We start from the raw sequence: 20,688 nt of genomic DNA on the forward strand, positions 1-20,688 counted from the left end.
TCCTGTCACCGTCGAATGTTTTGGGTATAAATACCTAGATAAATAAAAAAGTAAAATAATTTAGGAGGCGGGTAATCTAATGGTGAGAAAGATAACTAAACTAGTTATTGCCGATGATAATCGTGAGTTTTGTGGACTTTTACAGGAATTCGTAAACCAACAGGAAGACCTGGAATTGGCTGGGATCGCATATAACGGAAATGAAGCCCTTAAACTTATCGAAGAACATAAACCTGATATTGTTGTTCTTGATATTATTATGCCTCACCTTGACGGTATCGGTGTTTTGGAAAAACTGGCTAATAAAACAATTAATCCACGCCCTAAAATAATAATTCTTACTGCATTTGGTCACGAGAATATAACCCAAAGAGCCGTTGAGCTCGGGGCTGATTATTATATATTAAAGCCCTTTGACTTTTCGGTTTTAGCTACTAGAATCCGACAACTGGCAGAGGGCACCAATGTTTCTCAATATATTAATTCCTCAAAACCTAAAAATCTGGATGTAGCAGTTACAAATATAATACATGAAATGGGTGTACCCGCACATATAAAAGGTTATCATTATCTACGAGATGCCATTATCATGGTTATTAATGAAGTAAACCTTTTAGGAGCAGTAACAAAGGAACTATATCCCTTAATCGCCAAGAAATATCATACAACTCCCAGCAGAGTCGAACGGGCTATAAGACATGCCATAGAATTGGCCTGGGACCGCGGGAACGTGGAAATGATGAACAAATTCTTTGGTTATACAATAAATTTAGAGCGTGGAAAACCTACCAACAGCGAATTTATTGCCATGATTGCAGATAAACTTCGTATTGAAACCAAAGCCGGATAATCTGACAAAGTTATAAGAAAAAACCTGACTTTTTTAAGTCAGGTTTTTTTATAATAACAGAATATTCTAATTTACCCTTTCCTTGACTGTAAAGATAGGAAAAATTACAATGTTAAATGTTACAAGATTATTATGTATTAATTTTGAGTGGTGTTATTATGCACGTCAAAGGTATTGCACGAAGTGATAAAAAAACAAAAAACTTAGTAAAAAGGTTACAGCCCGGAGAAATTGCCATTATCAATCACCCCGACCTGGACGAAGTAGCTGCCCGCTCCCTGGTGGAAAGCAAAGTTAAGGCAGTGATCAATGCGGCATCCTCGATAAGCGGACGATACCCTAACCCGGGCCCGTTAAAAATTGTTCAGGCGGGAATCCCCCTGATTGACAGCGCAGGGGAATCAGTTATGTATGAAATTTTCGAAGGACAGGAAATAGAAATTTTTGACGGGACAATAGTTGCAAACGATAAAATTATTGCCAGAGGACAACTTCTCAGTGAAGAATATATTAAAATAAAAATGGAACAAGCCCGGAATCGCATGGGAGAACTGCTTCTGGATTTTGTCCATAACACACTGGATTATGCAAAATCCGAAATCGGGCTTGTTTCCGGAGAATATCCGGCGCCGCCGGTAAAAACCAGATTTAAGGGCAAACACGCTCTTATCGTGGTAAGAGGCCAAAATTATAAAAGTGACCTTATGGCGATAAAATCTTATATAAAAGAAGAAAAGCCTGTACTTATAGGTGTAGACGGCGGGGCCGACGCCTTAATGGAATTCGGGTTTAAGCCCGACATGATCGTGGGTGATATGGACAGTGTCAGTGATTCGACACTGCAATGTGGCGCCGAAATCGTGGTGCATGCTTATCCTGACGGACGGGCCCCCGGTTTGAAAAGAATACAAGATATGGGGCTAGATGCCGTAACATATCCAGCACCGGGCACAAGTGAAGACATTGCCATGTTGTTAGCTTACGACTTGGGTGCGGAATTAATTGTGGCAGTAGGAACTCACTCCAATATGATGGATTTTTTAGAGAAAGGGCGCAAGGGAATGGCCAGTACCTTTCTCGTGCGCTTGAAAGTAGGCTCTATTCTGGTTGACGCCAGGGGAGTCAGCCAGCTATATAAAAATAAATTAAAACCCCAACATGTCGCCCAGTTACTTTTGGCTGCCCTTTTACCTGTGGGAGTTATAATGGTAGTTTCTCCTCCCATACGTGAAATATTAAGGCTGCTTTATATTCAAATAAGGTTGCTTTTTGGTATTTAAAGATAGGGAGAGTGAGAATTTTTGATCGACCTTAAATATCATATAGCATCCCTGGTGGCGGTGTTCCTTGCCCTGGGTATTGGTATTCTGGTGGGCAGCACCATGTTAGGTAATGACACTCTTATAGAATACCAAAAACAGGTTACGGATCGCCTGGAAACACAGCTGGAAAGCCTGCGCCAGAAAAATGAAGCCATCCAGGCTACTGCCGATAGCCTGGAAATGGATCTCAACATTCAAAAAGAATTCAATAATATAGTTCTACCGGTTCTGGTTAATAACAGGCTGGAAAATATTAATTTAGCTGTAATCGAAACCAACGGTTACCGTTTTTCCGGCAATCTCCTCGACACCCTTGAATTGGCCGGTGCAAATGTAACCTCCATAACCAGCTTTATAAATTTTTCCAGGGCCGACCTTGAGGGGGAATTAGCGGAAAAATTGGGCTGGAATGGAGAGGATAATGAAAAGTTGCCCTCCTTTGTGGCCTCTTTGGTGGGTAACGCTATTTTAAGCGGTGATATGTCCAAAGTGAACCTGCTCGCCCAATACGATATCATCCAGTTTTCAGGAACTTATGGAGAACCATTGGACGGAATTATCATAGTTGGCGGAAGCCAGGGTGAAAAAACAGCCAGGCTGAAAACCCTTGACCTGCCGTTAATTAAAATTTTTCAATCCAAAAACCTTCCGGTTTATGGGGTGGAAGAATCATCAGCCGGTTATTCTTACATGGAATTCTACCAAAAACAACGCGTAACCGCCACAGTAGATAACATTGATACCGTCCCCGGTCAATTGGCCCTGGTTCTTTCCATAGACGGACAGCCAGGTCACTATGGAATTAAATCCACCGCCCAGCAATTAATACCGGAAATCAAACCGGTCCAAGGAGCGAAAAATAGTGGCTGAAAATGTTTCCGTTATAATCCCGGCCTACAATGAATCGGGTAAAATAAAGCACACCGTTGCAGCCGTAACTTTGATACCCGAAGTAAAGGAAATACTGGTGGTAGATGACGGTTCCACCGATAATACCGCTGAAGAGGCCCGGGCCGCCGGGGCCCGGGTATTTTCCATGACCGAAAACAGCGGAAAAGGTGCGGCCTTGACCTATGGTGCATCCCAAGTAAAACATGATGTAATTGCTTTGCTGGACGCTGACTTAGGCGATACGGCATCTGAAGCCCGCCTGCTAATGCTTCCGGTTTTGGAAGGAAGGGCAGACATGACCGTAGCCCGGTTTCCTCCCCCTCGCAAAAAAGGAGGATTCGGCTTAGTTAAAGGTCTTGCCCGCAGGGGAATAAAGTTTTATACCGGTTTAGAAATGTATTCCCCTCTCTCCGGCCAGCGGGTGATGACCAGGGAAGTAATGGAAAAAGTTCTCCCTTTTGCATCGGGGTACGGCGTAGAAGTAGCCCTGACCATTAAGGTAGCCAAAATGGGATATAGAATTATGGAGGTGCCGGTACAAATGTTCCACGCTGAAACTGGCCGGAATTTAAGAGGGTTTATCCACCGCGGCAGGCAATTTGTGGACATTATACGGGTTCTGGCCGGGTTGCGAAGGGAAGGTGCTTAAAAGGACCGTGATTTCTTTGTTCCTTGAGGAGAAATTTTTGCTCATGATCCTGGGAGCCTTGACCCTGGGCTGTTGTATTACATTTCTTATCCAAAAAAGCATTCTTGAAATGATCAGGCAGGCCCAATTTGTTCGCCCCAACTTCAAAAACAATCCCATTCCCGTTGGTTCGGGAATTGTCTTTTCCATATCCCTGCTTATGGGCTATGTACCCTTACTGCTAATATTACCGGAAAACCAGTGGACAAATGCTTTTATATTTATATTCGTTGTGGTTTGCGCTACCTTACTGGGCCTTATTGACGATTTTTGGGGATCCAGAGAAACATCGGGATTGAAAGGGCACCTGGGAAGTTTATTTAAGGGTCGCTTAACTACCGGTGGATTTAAAGCAATTTTCGGTGGCATACTTTCGCTGCTGGTAGCAACCGTGGTCGGGCCGGTATCAGCTATCCCGGTAAATGCGCTCCTGCTGGCCCTTTCCATAAATGCAATCAATCTGCTGGACCTGCGCCCGGGCCGGGCAGGAAAGGCTTTCATTTTATGGGCGATGCTTCTGGGGACTGCCGGCTGGAGGCAACAGGAAACGGTGCTGTTGGCAATGCTGTCAGGTAGTCTCCTGGCCTATATGCCCCTGGACCTGAAGGCCCGGACCATGATGGGTGATGCGGGATCCAACGCCCTTGGAGCAAGTCTCGGGCTTATGTCGGTATGGTTATTGGAGCCGCGGATAAAGGTAGTATTGTTATTATTATTAATCGCTTTTCACCTCGTGGCTGAGAGATATTCCCTTACCCGGATTATTGCAAAAAATAGATTCTTAAATTTTTTAGATACCCTGGGAAGGGAAAAGTAGCTTTTTCTTGTTACTAATAACAAGGAATTTTTTTTATATTTGTCGAACCCTATTACTAATTAAAGTTACAATCAGGACGGTAGATTATATAATGTTCAAAGACGTGCGTCACATTACCATATTTTGCGGCAACCTGGGCAGCGGAAAAACAGAAATAGCTATTAATTTTGCCCTCGCCCTTAAAAAAAGAGGAAAACCTGTTAGCCTGGTCGATATCGACATTATAAATCCATACTTCAGAACCCGTATGGTAAGGGATTATCTAGCCCAAAAAGGGCTTAATGTGATATGTCCCGTAGGTGAGCTGGCAGGTGCCGATGTTCCGGCTCTCCCTCCGGCCATTCTTGGGATATTGGAAAACCCCGAAGTATACGGGGTTTTTGATGTAGGGGGAGATGATATCGGAGCCACGGCTGTGGGCAGATTTAAACCGTACCTGCCGGAAGGTTCATATAACCTTTTTTTTGTGGTTAATACCAATCGTCCCTTTACCCGGGACGTGGAGGGAATACTGAAGTACCTGTCCTCCATAGAAAAGGCTTCGCGGCTTACCGTTACCGCTCTAGTTAATAATTCCAATTTAGGTTCGGAAACTGACAAAGAAACACTCATTGCCGGACACCGGACAATTACCCGGGCGGCTGAAAAACTGGGTATTCCTGTTGCTTTTGCGGCATCTCCACGCCACCTTACCCCCGGCTTGGAAAAGGAACTGGGCACCCCGGTACTACCCCTTGACCTTCACATGCAGCCGCCGTGGAACAATCCGGAGGAATACCGGGACAATGTTCGCTTTAAAGTACCGGGGGAACGTTTTTTTAAATAACATGTTCATTGTTCCCACGCTCCAAGATAAGTACATGTAATTTTTTGATATATAAAGCATTCCATGATTTAAGGAGGGACACTTTTTGGCACGGGTAATATTCAGAGAAGATCGCTGCAAAGGATGCGAATTATGCACCACCGTATGCCCCAAAGGACTACTTACCATGGCTGAGCACATTAACGTAATGGGCTTTCACCCGGTTACCATTACCGATATGGATAAATGTACCGGGTGTGCTACCTGCGCCCGTATGTGCCCTGATATTGTAATCGAAGTCGAAAAGGAGGAGAAAAAAGTTGGCTAAGGTTCTAATGAAGGGTAATGAAGCCATCGGTGAAGGTGCCGTACGGGCAGGATGCCGTTACTTTTTCGGCTACCCTATAACACCGCAAAGTGAACTGCCTCACTACCTGGCCAAAAGGTTACCGGAAGTTGGCGGCGTATACCTGCAGTCTGAAAGCGAAACGGCAGCCATAAACATGGTGTACGGGGCTGCAGGGGCCGGAGCCAGGGTCATGACTTCATCATCGGGGCCGGGCATCAGTCTCATGCAAGAAGGCATATCTTACCTTGCCGGAGCCGAGCTGCCCTGCGTTATTGTTAACATGATACGAGGTGGCCCCGGGCTGGGTAATATAGCACCCGCACAGTCGGACTATTTCCAGGCCGTCAAGGGAGGCGGGCACGGAGATTACCGTGTAATTACTCTTGCCCCTGCTTCCGTTCAGGAAATCATTGATTTTATGAAAGATGCATTTGAGCTTGCCGATAAATATTTAAATCCGGTAATGGTTCTGGCTGATGGAATTTTGGGCCAGATGATGGAACCGGTGGAACTGGGGGAAGAAGAAGAAATAAAAGTTCCCCCACGGCCATGGGCTGCAAACGGCAGGAGGGGAAGAGAAAAGAAAAATTTGATTAGTTCCCTTTATATTGTTCCTGAAGAGATGGAAAAACATAATCATAAACTGGCTCGAAAATATGCTGAAATCGCTGAAAAGGAACAGCGGTGGGAAGAATACCAGGCTGACGATGCGGAAATGATTCTGGTTGCCTTCGGTACCGCTGCCCGTATTTCCAAAGCTGTGGTGGATAAAGCCCGGGAAGAGGGACTGCGTGTGGGGCTTATCAGGCCTATACTGGTCTGGCCGTTCCCGATTAAAGCCTTCGAAAAGGCTATCTCCCATGCCAAGCAATTTTTAACCGTGGAAATGAACATGGGACAAATGGTGGAAGACGTTAAGTTGGCCGTGGCCGGCCGGAGGCCGGTACACTTTACCGGCAGAACGGGCGGCATGCTTCCTGTTGTGTCTGATGTCCTGCGGGAAGTCAAAAAGTTAATGTCCGGGGGGGTGGACTAATGAAAAAGGTATTCAGCCGTCCCAAATCTTTAAAAGACGTGCCCATGCACTATTGCCCCGGATGTACCCACGGTATTATACACCGCCTGGTTGCCGAAGCAATTGACGAGCTGGACATTTTAGACCGGGCCATCGGAGTGGCCCCGGTGGGCTGTTCGGTTTTCGCCTACGAGTATTTTGAATGTGACATGTTCCAAGGGGCCCATGGCAGGGCACCTGCGGTGGCCACAGGCATTAAAAGGGTAGTTCCTGACGGTGTGGTGTTTACCTACCAGGGTGACGGGGACCTAGCTGCCATCGGTACTGCGGAAATAGTGCATGCTGCCGCCAGGGGAGAAAAAATTACGGTTATTTTTGTGAATAACGCCATATATGCTATGACAGGCGGGCAAATGGCCCCTACCACCCTGCTGGGCCAAAAAACCACCACTACACCTTATGGCAGAGACAAGGAAGTTAATGGATTTCCCATTAGGATGTCCGAGATGCTCAGTACCTTGGACGGGGCCGCATATATCAGCAGGGTATCGGTACACGACCCCAAGAATATAAATAAAGCTAAAAAATCTATAAAGAAAGCCTTTGAAATTCAAATGGCCGGTAAGGGCTTTACCATGGTTGAAGTTTTGTCTGCCTGCCCCACCAACTGGGGATTGCCTCCCAAAGAGGCCCTGAAATGGCTGGAAGCCAACATGATACCTTATTATCCTTTGGGAGAATTTAAAGTACCGCCGGAGGTGTAACTATGTTTGAAGGTATTCTTATCGCCGGATTTGGAGGGCAGGGTGTTCTTTCTACCGGACAACTCATAGCCTACGCCGGCATGTTGGATGATAAACATGTGGCCTGGATTCCTTCCTACGGCCCTGAAATGCGTGGAGGTACAGCCAATTGCGGAGTCACTATTTCCGACCATCCCATAAGTTCACCGGTAGTTAGTGAGCCAACGATATTAATTGCAATGAACAGGCCTTCATTGGAAAAATTTGAACCTTCGGTAATGCCCGGGGGCATAATAATGGTTAACAGTTCCTTAATTGACTTAAAGGTACAGCGGGATGATGTCAAGGCAATTTATATCCCCGCAAATGATCTGGCAGAGGAAATGGGTAACGGAAAAGTAGCTAACAACATTATGTTGGGGGCCCTGATTGGATTAACCGGCGTGGTATCCATGGAATCGATAGTTGAATCTCTCAAGAAAGTTCTGCCCCCGAGGCGCCACAACTTGATAGATATTAACCGCCAAGCCCTTAAAAAGGGAATGGAACTGGCTGAGAAAGTCAGGGCCAGGACTGCGGTATGATATCAAACCCTGGTATATCAGCTGACCACCAGCAACGACCCCTTGGAGACGCTGGTGGTTTCTTCTCTGGAGGTGATTTTATCATGGTAAACCAAGACCGGCTGATTGAAGAATTTATGGAACTGGTTAAAATTGATAGTTTAAGCGGTTATGAGCGGCAAATTGCTGACGTTTTAATTAAAAAATTAAAACAACTGGGCCTGTCGGTTTACGAAGACGGAGCGGGGAAAAAAGTTGGTACCGAAACCGGCAATCTTATCGCCCGTTTGCCGGGAAATACACCCGGTGTGCCGGTATTAATGTTCTGTGCCCACATGGATACGGTGCAGCCGGGAAAAAATGTTCAGCCAGTTATAAAAGGCGATACCATATATTCAGCCGGAGACACCATATTGGGTGCCGATGACAAGGCAGGGATAGCGGCAATACTGGAAGCCCTGCGCGTCATAGATGAAAACAACATCCCTCACGGCGAACTGGTCATAGTATTTACCATTTGGGAAGAAGGCGGGCTGATAGGTTCCAGAAATATTGAATTGGAGCGGATTAAGGCAGACATGGGAATAGTACTGGACTCCGACGGTGACCCGGGCACTATCATCATCCGCGGTCCCTCCCAGGACAAAATTACAGCCACCATAAAGGGTAAAGCAGCCCACGCGGGAATTAACCCCCAGGACGGAATTAACGCTATTCAAGTAGCCTCTATAGCTATTTCAAAAATGAAACTGGGCAGAATAGATGATGAAACAACCGCTAATATAGGCATGATTTCAGGGGGTAAAGCTATTAATATAGTACCCGATACCACCACGATATATGGAGAAGCCCGGAGCATGAATCCGCAAAAAAGGACTGCCCAAACTGAATCCATGTGCGCCGCCTTAAGGGAAGCCGCAGAACAGGCAGGAGCAACGGTGGAAATTCAAACGGAAACTCTCTACCCCGATATTAACCTGGATAAAAGTGAGCCGGTGGTGCAACTGGCAACATCGGCCGCCGGGGCCCTGGGCCTAAAGGTAAATCTTACTTCCACCGGCGGGGGAAGTGACGCCAATATTTTTAACCATTACGGCATTCCCACCGTTAACCTGGGCATAGGCATGAAGCAGGTACACACCACATCGGAATATATAACTATATCAAACCTGGTTGCCAATTCCCGTTACATTGCAGAAATAATTCGTAAGGCCACTGAAAAAACCTTTCGCAAGGAGTAAACCATGATCCGTACCAGAACTGCTGAAATTTTATCCGTCATAAGCCAGAGACCGGGTATAACTGAAATTGAAGTTTTAGTTGAGGGTAAGAAAGCCCGCGCCCTTAATTATGATAACCTTACCGGGCCGGTTCAGCCAGGTGACCGGGTAGTTTTAAACACCACGGCAGTTTATAAAAACCTGGGAACCGGGGGTACTCATTTTGTCATGGCCAACACTTCCCGCCCCGAAAGGGAAGCCCGGGAAGAAGGTCACATTATGAAAATGCGCTACAGCCCGTCCCAGGTGAAAGTTTTGGCAGTGGAGGAGCAAGAAAGTCCTTACGCGGAAATTATTTCCCGCATCCATTCCCTCGATGGCACTCCGGTAATAGTGGGTTCCCTGCACAGCATGCTGGCACCGGCTGCGGCTTCCATTCACCGGGTATCAAAAGGTAGGGCCAAAGTAGCCTATGTAATGACAGACGGTGCGGCGCTGCCGCTTCCCCTGAGCAAGCTTGTTCACCAATTGAAAGAAAAGAGACTTATTCACACAACCATAACCTGCGGCCATGCCTTCGGTGGCGATATGGAAGCCGTTACGGTTTACAGTGCCCTATTGGCAGCCAAAGCAGTGGCCGGGGCTGATATTATCGTAGTAGCCATGGGCCCCGGCATAGTGGGCACGGCTTCACAGTTTGGCTTTACCGGAGTGGAACAGGGAGAAATAGTCAATGCCGTAAACATACTGGGAGGGCGCCCCATAGCCATACCACGGATCAGTTTTGCAGACAAGCGAAAGCGGCATTACGGTCTCAGCCACCACAGCCGTACCGCCCTGGGCAAGGTGGCCCTTACCCCATGCCGGGTAGCTCTGCCGCTAATGAGTCCCGAAAAGACAAAACTCGTTCGCAAACAATTACAGGAATCAGGTATATTAAATAAACATCATGTGGTAGAAATTGACGGCACCCCCGGTATAATGTCCCTCGAGGAAATGGGCATAAAAGTAACAACCATGGGGCGTACGGTAAAGGACGACCCGGAATTCTTTTTAGCTGCAGGGGCCGCCGGAGTTCTGGCCACTGAATTAGGCAAAATAAATTAATTAATGCAAGTGACGGCTTATCATTTCCAAAAGCGTTTTGTGATTTCTTGCATGATACTTTAAAATCTTTTGTAAATCTTTAACCTTTCCAATAAAATAAAAACCGCTTTTGCAAACCCAACTTTGCAATGTTACAACCCCATTTGAAGGAATTTTCCTTAATTGGCAGGACTTAACTTGGAAAATTCCCTTGTGCCAATTCTTTGGCAAATTATATGTGCCGGGATAGTAAAATATACATTTGAGCTGCAGGGAGAAACAAGTAATGAGTAAAGCCACAACCTTGCCTCCGATAATATTAACGTCTGACGCCAGCGGTGCCGCAAAGGGTGCTAAAATGGGATACGTGGTAATGATAGTGGACCTGATTGACATGTCCACCACGTCAGAAGCGTTAATGGACGCCGGCGCCGCTGCAGTCTTTGGCGCAAGCCCGGACACGGCCAAACCTCCCGTTCCCATAAACCCCGAGCAAATAGGAAAGATTGCAGGAAACAAGGCAAAACAACTGGGGACGGACATAGTTTTAGTAGCGGAACCAAGAATTGCCGGTGATGGAGAGCGGAAAAGGAATGTCACCCGGGTTATGAAAGGTATAAAGGATTCAGGAGCTGAAATCGGGGCCCTCCTGCCGAACCTCGGAGCGGAAACCCCCCGCCTGTGCGATGTTTCCGGCAGGGTTATAGTAGCGGCCACGGGTACCGGCGGCGTTGCCTTTGACGCCGCCGTTACTGCCGGGGCCCCGGCAGTAATTACCGGCACGGTGGCAAGAACTCCTTACAAAAAAGGTACCCGCCCGGCCCGGGACGCGGCCGAAAGGGCCATTTCCCTGGCGAAAAACCTGAATACCGGAATAGCCATAGTAGCAGCCAGCCGCAATTCCTTGGAAGACATCCTTTCCGCCGAGTACATTGCTAAACTTATAATGGAACAGTGGTAGACATAAAAGCCGCCAGCAGGCGGCTTTTTTTCATAAATCAAATTCCGGTGCATAAACATTAACATGGACAGGTCTATAAAAAAGGGGGCAATCCCTTTGCATTACCGTAATAAATTCCAACAATTACTTTCTTCTTCCATCAGGCAAAGCTGGCCCCTTTTTTTAGGTATAATTTTTGTCTTTAGCCTGGGTGTTTTCTTTGGCGCCCTGGGGGTTAATACCTTATCCCAAGAAAATATCGACCAGTTAACCGCTGTTATAGATAAACTACTGGCCAGCCCGCCAAATTTAACATATACCGAGCCCTTAACTGCAGCCCAAAGTGCCCTGACGGAAAACCTTATCACATGGGGTGTTCTGTATTTCCTGGGACTTACTATCATTGGCATTCCCCTAATTTTGGTGCTTATCTTCATGCGGGGATTTACCCTGGGTTTTACTGTAAGCTTTCTAACAAAACAAAAGCCGGGCACCGGAACACTGTTGGCGATAGCTTCCATAGCTCCTCATAATTTAATACTGCTTCCTGCTTTATTTATTTCCTGCGTGGCTTCCCTGTCCTTTGCCTTAATTTTACTGCAAAGATTTTTCAACACCCAAATCCGTATTTTCCCTAATTTTCTGGGATACTCCGGGGTCATGCTTGTAACAGGAATTACTGCCTCCTGTGCAGCCATTATTGAAGCATATTTAACCCCATGGCTTGCCCGCACGACTTTATCCATATTTACCGGAAACTGGTCGCTGCCTTTTTAAGTTTAAAGAAAGGGAAATTTACATGCGTATTTTAATTACCCGCATCAGAAACAAAATAATGCTGTTCATGCGACTTTTATTGTTTATAGCAATATTGCTAATCCTTTTAGGGCAGATTTTTTCAATCGTGCTTAATAGTGGACTACCAAACAAATGGCTGCATAATTCACCTAAAGGAAAACCCATGCGGGTTGAAAAGGGAACAATGGAAATGGATTCTGATGATGTTCAAGAAAGAAATTAATAGCCTTAAAAAAGGTAGAATAATCTGATTGCTGATATAAACCCAGGGGTCTTTAGCCCTGGGTTTATAATTATAAAAGCGGAAACATTTTTATTGTTTGTGTGCTTTTCTAATTGTTTCAATAATAGCATATGTACAGCCTACAAGTAATGCACATAAGATATAAACACCAAAAGCAACACGGCCTATAACATCACCCATAAAGATACTCAAGAATAATACTACAATAAAAGTTGAAATAGCGACGCCAATGGAATACAATACCAATAAAGTAATAAAATTCACCTCGCTTGGATTTGTGTCGGGACCGGTAAATCGCCTGCTTAAGTGTAGTGTGTAGTTAAACTCACGTTTGAAGTCAAACCCCAATTAAACAAAAATTATTGGTACTGGAAGTACTTTAAGTACATTCCTGTATTCCGCTTTACGATTACCAGCCAGCCTTGTTTAAATATTTCAACATCCCCACCTTGCCCCGGCTTAACAGGGCTCTTTGGGCTGTATGTGCAAATTCTATCTCGTAACTCCTGTCGCCCCATTTCTCGACTTTTCGAATATACTTTTTGTTAACTATATAGGATCTGTGACTCCTGAAGAAATCTTGCTGGTTTAATTTTTTCTCAACCCTATCCAGGGTTTCATTACTTTCATATACTCCGCCAGTTGTGTAAAATATACAGTTTTTTTTGTGCTTTTCAATGAAAATAATGTCATCTGTATCCAGTATAACGGTGCTATTTTTGTTCGTTATGGCGTAAGTTTCAATTTTGGAGCTTTGGTTATCTAGTCTATTCAATACCCTGGCTATGCAGCGGTCCAACCTTTTACCATCAAACGGTTTAACCAGGTAATCGGTAACTTCCAGGTCAAAAGCCGTCACCGCAAATTCTACATATGCCGTTACAAACACAACTTGCAAGTCTGGCCTTTCTTTTCTGAGATATTTCCCCACTTCCGAACCGGCAATGCCCGGCAGGGCCAAATCCAAAAAAGCAACTTCACAGCTTAACCCGCATTTAAGCTCGTCCATAAACTGCTCACCGCTATTGAAGATGCCGGTGACGTTTATTTGCTCGCTTTTTGTTAGCATTTTACTGAAAACCTTGGCAAAGTACGGGTCATCTTCAACAATTGCAGCGTTAATCTTTTCCGGCATACTGATCCCTCCGGGAAATAAGGGGACGTAAATTACGCCCCTACACTACTCTTTTAAGCATTCAGGAATATCCGGTTGATAGAACATAAATATACTAAAGGGCCCTACATTTAGTGTAGCAACGGCTGCCACAAACGTACAAATCGTTGAGAGCACATAAACTTTAACCTTTTGCATCATCTTTAGCCACCCCCTTTCTAATGTACTGGAAAGATTCATCCACCTTGCTGATCATGAATATTCCTAAAGGAGTCAGGCTGAACACTTGCCACGCCAAGCCCATAACGGTAGCAGCAATCAATTCTTTCTGTAATTGTAAAGTGGTGCTTATCCCAAAAATTAGTACCAGAAAAGTTAAAGAAGATAATTTCAGCACAATTGTTTTTTTCTTCATTAATATTTTTTTGGTATTTACAGGTGCCCAAATGGCGGTTGCCAGCAGCATAATTGCATAAATAGTTACAAGTAAGTACATATCCATAGTTATTTTCAAAGCAAGATAACCGATTGATATAAAAACAGTTGTGGAAAGGACAGTGCAGGAATAAAAAGTTGAGCAATGAATTCCTCCCGAAAGAGAACGTAAGATAATGGCTGAAATTAAGGCAGCCAGGACGGTAGGAAAAATGTGGAGCAAGTATGCAATTATCATAATAATTACTGTTTGAACCATTATATTGAGAATAATCTCCAACCCGTATGAAACAACTTCCACAGGCCTGTCGAAATGGGCTTCCCTAACCATTACTGAAGCCAACCGGTCAGCTAATTGCTTCACTATTATGTACACTCCTTAGTGGCAATATAATAGTACAGAGTACTTTACCCCCGGCATTTTGCAATTCTATTTTACCGCGGTAACTGCTTATAATCTTTTTAGCGATATACAAACCTATCCCCTGGTGTCCTTCCTTACCCGATACCCCCGGTTCGAAAAGGCGCAAACTTTTCGGAATTTTCCCCGGATTAGTGATTTCAAAATGTACTTTAGAGCCCTGCCTGTATATTTTAAGTTTTACCAGTCTTTCTTTTACCGGGTAAGATATGGCTTCATCGAATGCGTTATCAATAACATTCCCAAGGATCTTAACCAGGTCATGAGCCTTTACTGTTAATGGGGACAATTTGCATTCAATATTTATCTGGAAATTAATATTGTTTAGAACTGCTTTGCTGCGCTTGGCATTTAACAATGCAGCTACTTCGGGCCGGTCAACAATTATCATTTCGTTGAGTTGCTTGGTTTCTTTGAAAATATCCGAGATATATTCCTTTGCCGCATCGTTCATATCATGGATGAGCATTCCGTACAGGGTTTGAACGTGATTACCGAAATCGTGCCGTTGGGACTTCATTGCCTGGAACAACTCCTCCATGCTTTCGGAAAAAGCCGCCTGGGAATTTAATTCCGCTTCTTTTTCGACAAGCTGGAGAAGCGATCTTATTATTAACCCATTTACAATCAAACCCGCAATAAGCGAAAAGGAAATACCCATGATGAGAATATCATTGGGTATGGTAAAAAAGACATCCTGAGAGCTTACATATAGACTACCGTTCATAATGCTCAATAGCAAAATTAAGACAATAAACGACATTATCAAGTATAATGTCAGCTTTTCCCTCACAATAAACACCTTTATTATCAACTATTTAAGTTAAAAAGATATAAACTCCTACGCTTTAGGAAGCAGTACAAGGCAGTCATGATCATTAAACCCGGCAAGGGAAACAACACCATATAGGCTGGCACCTGCATAACCTGCTTATAGTCAATTCCCGTTAAATAAGTAAGAACAGGTTGCAATATAACTTCCAGTGAAATTTTAATAATTACGCCGGCTGATACGGCAATTACACATTTAACCAGAGGAATCCGGGTAAAGAAGTGGGTTATGACAATAATTACCATGGTCTGTAAAATTGTGTGTAAACCGAAAGGGATGTCCAAATGCCAGATTACATAACAGAAAGGTGCGTAAACCAGGGATGTATATATTATAGGTAATAGGGTAAGCCGGTAATTTATCAGGTACAAACCCAGGCGTACAATCAAAGAACACTCCGGAATAGAATAGAAAACTATTACAGGCCAGGATATATCGTACATTTTTTATCGGAACTCCCTCCAGGTTTTTACTGGAGAATTCGCCATATTTTCTCAATATCCTGTTTTAAAATTACATTTTTGGCAATTAAAATCCTTCCATGCGGGTTTGAAATGCCGGTTTAAGGGCGCGAAATGCCAGGCAAACATGAAAAACTGTGTAACAGAAACATTCCCAGTTAAAACCCTATCCGGCTATTCGAACCCGTAAACCGGGAGGATAGGCCTAGGGTATTGAAAAGCCAGTCTTTGCCAAATATAATTGGGACAATAAAAAAGGAAATGAGAAGGGAAAGAGGGGATGATTGTCATCGGTTAATTTGTTAGATGGACTATGCATTGGAGTGAATTAAGAAATAGCCCGTTGGGTAACCATCGGTTTGACCCCGCTTTAAGGACATGAAACCACGCTGGCTCCGATAAATAAGCCCCAAAACAAATGAATTTTGAGACCCCAGTTAAGGGATGCCCAGGGAGACATAATAGGTAGGGTGTGTGACGGGAGATTGTCCCAGTGGGTTAACTCAGTAGTTTTCAGTTTGCTCGACAGGATTTTATTTCACGTAACCAGACTCAAACAAATTGATTCATTTAAGGGTTTTTGTGCCAAGGCGGCACTGGTAAAAAAATGAAAAACTACGCAAATATGAACAAATAATTGAGATTGGGAGGTTTTATTTTTGAAGCGATTGTTTCTTGCAATTAGTATCACGGCTATTATGTTTAGTGTAGCCTTAGTAACAATACCATCTGCATTAGCGTCCGAGAAATCTAAAATAAAGCGTGGAACTAAAGAATATGTAGAACAAATGCTAGATAACAATAGAAAGGAAGTCTTAAAGAAATATAAAGAAAAATCCGGTAAAATTAAAGAGCTAAAGGATCAAGGCACCTCTCTCATGGATGTAGGTATTATGAGCAGTAGTGTTACGGTAGGACAGGATAAAACTTTTTACTACTCTGATGGCGGGTCTAAAATGGTAGACCAATATGGACAGGAACCCCCATTTTCTTATGGAGAAGCCGATTGGGGTAGCGATTGGGCCGATGCCGGCTCATCAGTAGGTGCAAATGCAGATTGTGAAGCATGGGCTTATATGGGGCCAATATTCTCTGTTTCAGGTACTTCTTCTGATACTGCTAAGATTACATTTAACGGCAACTATTTAGGTGAATTATATACCTATCAAACTGATATAAAAACAAATGTTGCATCAGGTGCTATGGTATGGCTGGAAATATATGACCATACAGATGATAAAACTATATATTATAATGAAATTTACAGTAAAGTTATTGATTTGGGAGGGCTTTCTTTTGGTGACAATTTTTCCGTATCAACGTACGAAACTTTAGAGCCAGGCCATGTATATGGTATTTATATGGGTTCGGAAACAGCATGTAGCAGCACAGCTCTTCAAAACAGAGCACATTCTAAACTATGTGATGTTGAAAATGATCAATGGATCCCACAATCTGGAGGATATGGTACGAATATGGCGAATATAAAAATAGAATGGTAATTAACATAAGTCCTCTCTTTTTAAGAGAGGACTTGGAGTTTAATGGCTTGCCTTCTGCAGCGTAATACGATAGGATGAGTATACACAGTCAGCTCTCCCTTTTAGTGGTTGTTGTGGTAAACACCATTATACGGAGAGCGCTGTGGATACTCAACCATCTGGGGCAAGCCCAGGTGGTTGAGTTTATTTTTCCTCCTTATTCCAATCTGTCAACCCATACTCAACTTAACACAGTTAATTTATTGATCGTTGATGAACTGTCTTACATTTCTCTTCCGCGTCAACATACCTCCTGTTGATTAAATTTTATCATTAAGATACATAGTCCAAGGTTATTGGAGGGCTAATAAGAATTCACCTTAAACAAGGTCAAAAAAAGACTTGACAACTTTAGCCACCATAATTTATCGTGTCCATCAAACTAGGGTATGGTCAATTGAACTGAAGCAAACAGTTCAAGAGTAGATAATATAGAGCGACTTGCAGGAAAACTGCACGAGCCGTTCCATTGAAGGGCTGGCCTATTATATCACCAAACATTTTTGGAGGTTCTAAATGAACATAGATTATTTTGCTTATGGACAAACACTTTTAGCAATTTTAATAGCTCAGGTTATTGCCCCATTACTGATTATCTGGTTATTTTATAGAGCATATAAAAAATATCGAGAAAGTTCATCAAATAAAAATAAAGAAAAAAACAATCCTTAACATTAAATGGAAAGCATACTGAAAGGCGAACTGTTCCGTGATGCTTAGGGAAATCCAGGAAGTAGTTATAGTAGCGGGTTGTTCTTTGAGCCAGGCCTATCGCTAAAAATTTAATTAAACGAAAAAATAATTTCGAGCAGAATGGGCAAAAAATTAAGATACAATCCTTTAGAGTAAAATGCTCCCAATCTGTACTTGACGATTTAAACGAAAACTTCAATAACAGAATTAGAATGATAAAAAAAATTTGATTTGCCGCAATAATAATATTTTCAATGAATAGAAAGAGGACTTCACATGAAGTTTTTGCGTTTATTCACCCTTTTATGCTTGTTCGTAATATCCTCAACTCTACTAGCATTTGCTGAATCCCGGCTAACGAACACTTGGGTTCCTACTTCAGATTATACCTATGCCATTGATGGAAGTGCCTATCCTGATACTGTGTTCATGTATACCGATTGGGAATGGTCAAGCTCAAGTAAGATGTGAAGTATAGGGGTTATTACCGGACTACCGGTAAAATTATCAGTCTTACCCTACATACTTATACCACCACACCCCTTAGGGAAATTGACATATTAAAAACTCTGTTGTACACAATCCTTTGATTCTCTAATTGGTTTTGGAAAGTCACTGCAAACCGTAATAAAAATAGTTTTACATAGGAGATGGTCATTGTTGAATAAAAGTATTCGAGTTATTTTTAAAATTCTTTTTGGATTTGGTATTTTGTTATTATTAAGTCCTATTTTTTTGCTTTGGTTTATACACAGTGATGCCCATAGGTTTGAATGGATAATTAACGGCCCCTTCCCTTTTAGCAATTTAGGGAGCGGACCTTTTCAAATAGCAATTTGCATTGGATTATTTTTTAGTGGCCTCTTAGTAATCTTAATTTTTTCCTCCTTACTATATGAAACGCCATATATAAGGATTATCTATAACAGGAACAGTTTTGATAAAGAAGAGCTGAAAGCAATAAAGATACTACAACGCAATATTCGGCAACACATCTGGTCAAGGGAATTTTGGTCAGCGGAATTTCCACTGTGGATTAATATTGAAATAATAGACAGTAAAGTTCTGGTTGAGCCTAAGGAAATAAAGAACAACCCAATAATTATAGTTTGCCCTAAGAAAACACCACCATTATCAGAAGTGCAAAATACAATCAATGCCAATAAACAAAAGCAAATCTGCCCTGCAGGGAGTTACTTGTTAACAGCAATCATCAGAAAACGGTGGTGGAACGTAAGCAAAGCCTACAATCACTTAGTAGGAACCAAGCTAATATTTTGCATCACTTGGGTTAATTCTGAACTGCCAGGCGGGCCTCAACCAGCTCGCATTCCTTAAGGATTTCCTTGACCCGGCGCAGCTGATATTGGAGCTCCATCCTGGCACCTTCAAGGCCATCTCTTACACCCACCGACATCCTGGCTTTTTCCTTTAGGAGCTCAGCGTGTTTGAGCCCGACCCGGTTATGAGTGGCCCGGCTTAAAACTTCAGCCACTTCATCTACCGGCTTTTCAATGAGGTTGGCTGGAAAAGGGAAATTACCTAGGGCAGCCATGGCGGCCTTTCCTTTAATAGACTTGAAAACGTCTTGAAACTCCGGAAAGTATAGGTCCAAGATGTTGATTCGCGCTTCGCATTGTTGAAGGTCCTTGTTTAACCGTTCCCGGAAGTTGACGAGATTGCGGATATCCGCTATTGCGCCGGCATGGTTTGGTTCCACCTTCCTCAGTATTGTTTTATCAAAAGGAAGGGGGCCTATCCAATTTAGTGTCCATTTTTTGGGATCTACGTCACTCGTTGTGAAACATTATAAAAAAGCAAGGGTTTTAAGCCTGTTTAATATAAGGCTTAAAACCCTTTTTCATTACCACAGGTAAAATTCACAAATTCTTAAAGGATTCTAATCTTTGGTGTGGAATATTCAAGCAAAGAAGTTTATGGTTATTAATTCCAGGGGGGCTGGCCTTTGGAAAAATACTTGTTATCTTTTTTGGATTACCTCGCCGTCGAAAGGGGACTGTCCACCAATACACTAATTTCTTATCGCAGTGACATTGAACAATTTTTTAAATTTTGCCGCCAACAAAATATTCCCCACAACCAAATTCTCAACCAATCTACCTTGACCCTTTACTTATTACACATTAAGCGCAGCGGTAGGGCACCCTCTACCATTTCCCGTCATCTTGCATCCTTACGTTCCTTTTGCCGCTTTCTTTTAAGCGAAGAAATTATTAACCGCGATCCTACGGACAATTTTGATACTCCCAAATTAAAGCAGCGCCTCCCCAATGTACTGACACCGGAAGAAGTGGAAATTCTTTTAAGTCAGCCCAATACCGGGAAACCCGCAGGATTAAGGGATAAGGCCATGCTTGAATTACTTTACGCCTCCGGTCTGCGGGTATCAGAGCTGGTATGGCTTAACGTGGAACACGTAAACCTGGAATATGGCTTTGTAAGGTGCATCGGTAAAGGAAATAAAGAACGTATAATTCCTACAGGCTCAATGGCGATAAAGAGCGTATCCGAATATCTTACCCGCGGCAGGGCCAAACTAACCAAGGGAAAACCCTGTGCCGCATTATTTGTCAACCAGCACGGAAGGCGCCTTACCCGGCAGGGCTTTTGGAAAATCCTTAAAAAATATGCCCATAAAGGCGGCATCAAAAAAACAATTACTCCTCACACGCTACGACACTCCTTCGCCACCCACCTTTTGGAAAATGGTGCGGACCTGCGGGCTGTACAAGAAATGCTGGGTCACGCGGATATAACAACCACCCAAATATATACTCATTTAGCAAATGCACACTTGAAAGAAATGTATAAAAAAACCCACCCGAGGGCCTGAATTAAA

General features: G+C 43.4%; 24 protein-coding genes. 18 read left to right on the plus strand and 6 right to left on the minus strand.

From position 1 onward, the window contains the following. Nucleotides 1-79 precede the first annotated feature (79 nt). From spo0A to spoIIM, 14 genes are all read left to right on the plus strand, one after another. Nucleotides 80-850 carry a sporulation transcription factor Spo0A gene (gene spo0A / locus ACX4JR_RS08055; RefSeq protein WP_476057573.1) on the plus strand — a complete coding sequence of 257 codons (771 nt, stop codon included), beginning with the start codon at nt 80-82 and terminating at the stop codon, nt 848-850. 158 nt (nt 851-1,008) lie between these two features. Beyond that, the gene (gene steA, locus ACX4JR_RS08060; RefSeq protein WP_476060508.1) at nt 1,009-2,130 is read left to right on the plus strand and encodes a putative cytokinetic ring protein SteA; all 1,122 of its coding nucleotides are present in this window, start codon (nt 1,009-1,011) and stop codon (nt 2,128-2,130) included. Between the two features lie 21 nt (nt 2,131-2,151). Further along, the gene (locus tag ACX4JR_RS08065; RefSeq protein ID WP_476057574.1) at nt 2,152-3,042 is read left to right on the plus strand and encodes a copper transporter; all 891 of its coding nucleotides are present in this window, start codon (nt 2,152-2,154) and stop codon (nt 3,040-3,042) included. Beyond that, nucleotides 3,032-3,712, plus strand: coding sequence for a glycosyltransferase family 2 protein (locus ACX4JR_RS08070; RefSeq protein ID WP_476060509.1), 681 nt, complete (start codon nt 3,032-3,034; stop codon nt 3,710-3,712). The genes ACX4JR_RS08065 and ACX4JR_RS08070 overlap by 11 nt, the downstream gene beginning before the upstream one ends. Before the next feature lie 7 nt (nt 3,713-3,719). After that, nucleotides 3,720-4,568, plus strand: coding sequence for a hypothetical protein (locus tag ACX4JR_RS08075; RefSeq protein ID WP_476057575.1), 849 nt, complete (start codon nt 3,720-3,722; stop codon nt 4,566-4,568). A gap of 91 nt (nt 4,569-4,659) precedes the next feature. Continuing rightward, nucleotides 4,660-5,394 carry a nucleotide-binding protein gene (locus ACX4JR_RS08080; protein ID WP_476057576.1) on the plus strand — a complete coding sequence of 245 codons (735 nt, stop codon included), beginning with the start codon at nt 4,660-4,662 and terminating at the stop codon, nt 5,392-5,394. A gap of 85 nt (nt 5,395-5,479) precedes the next feature. Further along, nucleotides 5,480-5,701 carry a 4Fe-4S dicluster domain-containing protein gene (locus ACX4JR_RS08085; RefSeq protein WP_476057577.1) on the plus strand — a complete coding sequence of 74 codons (222 nt, stop codon included), beginning with the start codon at nt 5,480-5,482 and terminating at the stop codon, nt 5,699-5,701. Then, nucleotides 5,694-6,758 carry a 3-methyl-2-oxobutanoate dehydrogenase subunit VorB gene (locus ACX4JR_RS08090; RefSeq protein WP_476057578.1) on the plus strand — a complete coding sequence of 355 codons (1,065 nt, stop codon included), beginning with the start codon at nt 5,694-5,696 and terminating at the stop codon, nt 6,756-6,758. Before ACX4JR_RS08085 ends, ACX4JR_RS08090 begins: the two co-directional genes overlap by 8 nt. Further along, on the plus strand, nt 6,758-7,501 hold the full coding sequence (locus ACX4JR_RS08095) for a thiamine pyrophosphate-dependent enzyme (RefSeq protein WP_476057579.1): 744 nt from the start codon (nt 6,758-6,760) through the stop codon (nt 7,499-7,501). The genes ACX4JR_RS08090 and ACX4JR_RS08095 overlap by 1 nt, the downstream gene beginning before the upstream one ends. Before the next feature lie 2 nt (nt 7,502-7,503). Next, on the plus strand, nt 7,504-8,064 hold the full coding sequence (locus ACX4JR_RS08100; protein WP_476057580.1) for a 2-oxoacid:acceptor oxidoreductase family protein: 561 nt from the start codon (nt 7,504-7,506) through the stop codon (nt 8,062-8,064). A gap of 83 nt (nt 8,065-8,147) precedes the next feature. After that, a complete protein-coding gene (locus ACX4JR_RS08105; protein ID WP_476057581.1) occupies nt 8,148-9,284 on the plus strand; it encodes a M20/M25/M40 family metallo-hydrolase in 1,137 nt (378 codons plus the stop codon). A 3-nt stretch (nt 9,285-9,287) separates the two neighbouring features. Beyond that, the gene (locus ACX4JR_RS08110) at nt 9,288-10,370 is read left to right on the plus strand and encodes a DUF3866 family protein (RefSeq protein WP_476057582.1); all 1,083 of its coding nucleotides are present in this window, start codon (nt 9,288-9,290) and stop codon (nt 10,368-10,370) included. A gap of 265 nt (nt 10,371-10,635) precedes the next feature. Next, nucleotides 10,636-11,310, plus strand: a complete 675-nt coding sequence (locus ACX4JR_RS08115; protein WP_476057583.1) for a hypothetical protein — start codon at nt 10,636-10,638, stop codon at nt 11,308-11,310. A 96-nt stretch (nt 11,311-11,406) separates the two neighbouring features. After that, nucleotides 11,407-12,066, plus strand: coding sequence for a stage II sporulation protein M (gene spoIIM, locus ACX4JR_RS08120; protein WP_476057584.1), 660 nt, complete (start codon nt 11,407-11,409; stop codon nt 12,064-12,066). Between the two features lie 334 nt (nt 12,067-12,400). Here the strand turns inward: spoIIM and ACX4JR_RS08125 are convergent, their stop codons facing one another. From ACX4JR_RS08125 to ACX4JR_RS08145, 5 genes are all read right to left on the minus strand, one after another. Then, nucleotides 12,401-12,595, minus strand: coding sequence for a hypothetical protein (locus ACX4JR_RS08125; RefSeq protein ID WP_476057585.1), 195 nt, complete (start codon nt 12,593-12,595; stop codon nt 12,401-12,403). 145 nt (nt 12,596-12,740) lie between these two features. Continuing rightward, nucleotides 12,741-13,466 (minus strand): LytR/AlgR family response regulator transcription factor, encoded by a 726-nt coding sequence (locus ACX4JR_RS08130; RefSeq protein ID WP_476057586.1) that lies wholly within the window; start codon nt 13,464-13,466, stop codon nt 12,741-12,743. A gap of 45 nt (nt 13,467-13,511) precedes the next feature. Then, entirely contained in the window at nt 13,512-13,685 is a 174-nt protein-coding gene (locus ACX4JR_RS08135) for a cyclic lactone autoinducer peptide (protein ID WP_476057587.1), read from the minus strand. Continuing rightward, nucleotides 13,630-14,244 (minus strand): accessory gene regulator ArgB-like protein, encoded by a 615-nt coding sequence (locus ACX4JR_RS08140; protein ID WP_476057588.1) that lies wholly within the window; start codon nt 14,242-14,244, stop codon nt 13,630-13,632. Before ACX4JR_RS08140 ends, ACX4JR_RS08135 begins: the two co-directional genes overlap by 56 nt. After that, entirely contained in the window at nt 14,228-15,064 is an 837-nt protein-coding gene (locus ACX4JR_RS08145; RefSeq protein ID WP_476057589.1) for a sensor histidine kinase, read from the minus strand. The genes ACX4JR_RS08140 and ACX4JR_RS08145 overlap by 17 nt, the downstream gene beginning before the upstream one ends. Nucleotides 15,065-16,253: 1,189 nt before the next feature. Here ACX4JR_RS08145 and ACX4JR_RS08150 point away from each other — a divergent pair. From ACX4JR_RS08150 to ACX4JR_RS08160, 3 genes are all read left to right on the plus strand, one after another. Beyond that, nucleotides 16,254-17,096, plus strand: a complete 843-nt coding sequence (locus ACX4JR_RS08150) for a hypothetical protein (RefSeq protein WP_476057590.1) — start codon at nt 16,254-16,256, stop codon at nt 17,094-17,096. 555 nt (nt 17,097-17,651) lie between these two features. Next, nucleotides 17,652-17,807 (plus strand): hypothetical protein, encoded by a 156-nt coding sequence (locus ACX4JR_RS08155; protein ID WP_476057591.1) that lies wholly within the window; start codon nt 17,652-17,654, stop codon nt 17,805-17,807. Between the two features lie 681 nt (nt 17,808-18,488). Beyond that, nucleotides 18,489-19,166, plus strand: coding sequence for a hypothetical protein (locus ACX4JR_RS08160; RefSeq protein ID WP_476057592.1), 678 nt, complete (start codon nt 18,489-18,491; stop codon nt 19,164-19,166). Here the strand turns inward: ACX4JR_RS08160 and ACX4JR_RS08165 are convergent. Next, nucleotides 19,120-19,548 carry a hypothetical protein gene (locus tag ACX4JR_RS08165; RefSeq protein ID WP_476057593.1) on the minus strand — a complete coding sequence of 143 codons (429 nt, stop codon included), beginning with the start codon at nt 19,546-19,548 and terminating at the stop codon, nt 19,120-19,122. The two genes, ACX4JR_RS08160 and ACX4JR_RS08165, sit on opposite strands and share 47 nt — an antisense overlap. A 246-nt stretch (nt 19,549-19,794) precedes the next feature. Here ACX4JR_RS08165 and xerD point away from each other — a divergent pair, with 246 nt between their 5' ends. Then, the gene (gene xerD, locus ACX4JR_RS08170; protein ID WP_476057594.1) at nt 19,795-20,682 is read left to right on the plus strand and encodes a site-specific tyrosine recombinase XerD; all 888 of its coding nucleotides are present in this window, start codon (nt 19,795-19,797) and stop codon (nt 20,680-20,682) included. Nucleotides 20,683-20,688 lie beyond the last annotated feature (6 nt).

Source organism: Desulfofundulus sp. JL263-se (genome assembly GCF_056316025.1).

Excerpts from the sequence above, each read along its gene's own strand:
- ACX4JR_RS08110 (WP_476057582.1), top strand. The coding sequence starts at position 9,288 with ATGATCCGTACCAGAACTGCTGAAATTTTATCCGTCATAAGCCAGAGA.
- ACX4JR_RS08130 (WP_476057586.1), bottom strand. The coding sequence starts at position 13,466 with ATGCCGGAAAAGATTAACGCTGCAATTGTTGAAGATGACCCGTACTTT.
- ACX4JR_RS08095 (WP_476057579.1), top strand. The coding sequence starts at position 6,758 with ATGAAAAAGGTATTCAGCCGTCCCAAATCTTTAAAAGACGTGCCCATG.
- ACX4JR_RS08080 (WP_476057576.1), top strand. The coding sequence starts at position 4,660 with ATGTTCAAAGACGTGCGTCACATTACCATATTTTGCGGCAACCTGGGC.
- ACX4JR_RS08100 (WP_476057580.1), top strand. The coding sequence starts at position 7,504 with ATGTTTGAAGGTATTCTTATCGCCGGATTTGGAGGGCAGGGTGTTCTT.
- ACX4JR_RS08135 (WP_476057587.1), bottom strand. The coding sequence starts at position 13,685 with ATGAATCTTTCCAGTACATTAGAAAGGGGGTGGCTAAAGATGATGCAA.
- ACX4JR_RS08105 (WP_476057581.1), top strand. The coding sequence starts at position 8,148 with ATGGTAAACCAAGACCGGCTGATTGAAGAATTTATGGAACTGGTTAAA.
- spo0A (WP_476057573.1), top strand. The coding sequence starts at position 80 with ATGGTGAGAAAGATAACTAAACTAGTTATTGCCGATGATAATCGTGAG.
- steA (WP_476060508.1), top strand. The coding sequence starts at position 1,009 with ATGCACGTCAAAGGTATTGCACGAAGTGATAAAAAAACAAAAAACTTA.
- ACX4JR_RS08115 (WP_476057583.1), top strand. The coding sequence starts at position 10,636 with ATGAGTAAAGCCACAACCTTGCCTCCGATAATATTAACGTCTGACGCC.
- ACX4JR_RS08145 (WP_476057589.1), bottom strand. The coding sequence starts at position 15,064 with ATGTCGTTTATTGTCTTAATTTTGCTATTGAGCATTATGAACGGTAGT.
- ACX4JR_RS08155 (WP_476057591.1), top strand. The coding sequence starts at position 17,652 with ATGAACATAGATTATTTTGCTTATGGACAAACACTTTTAGCAATTTTA.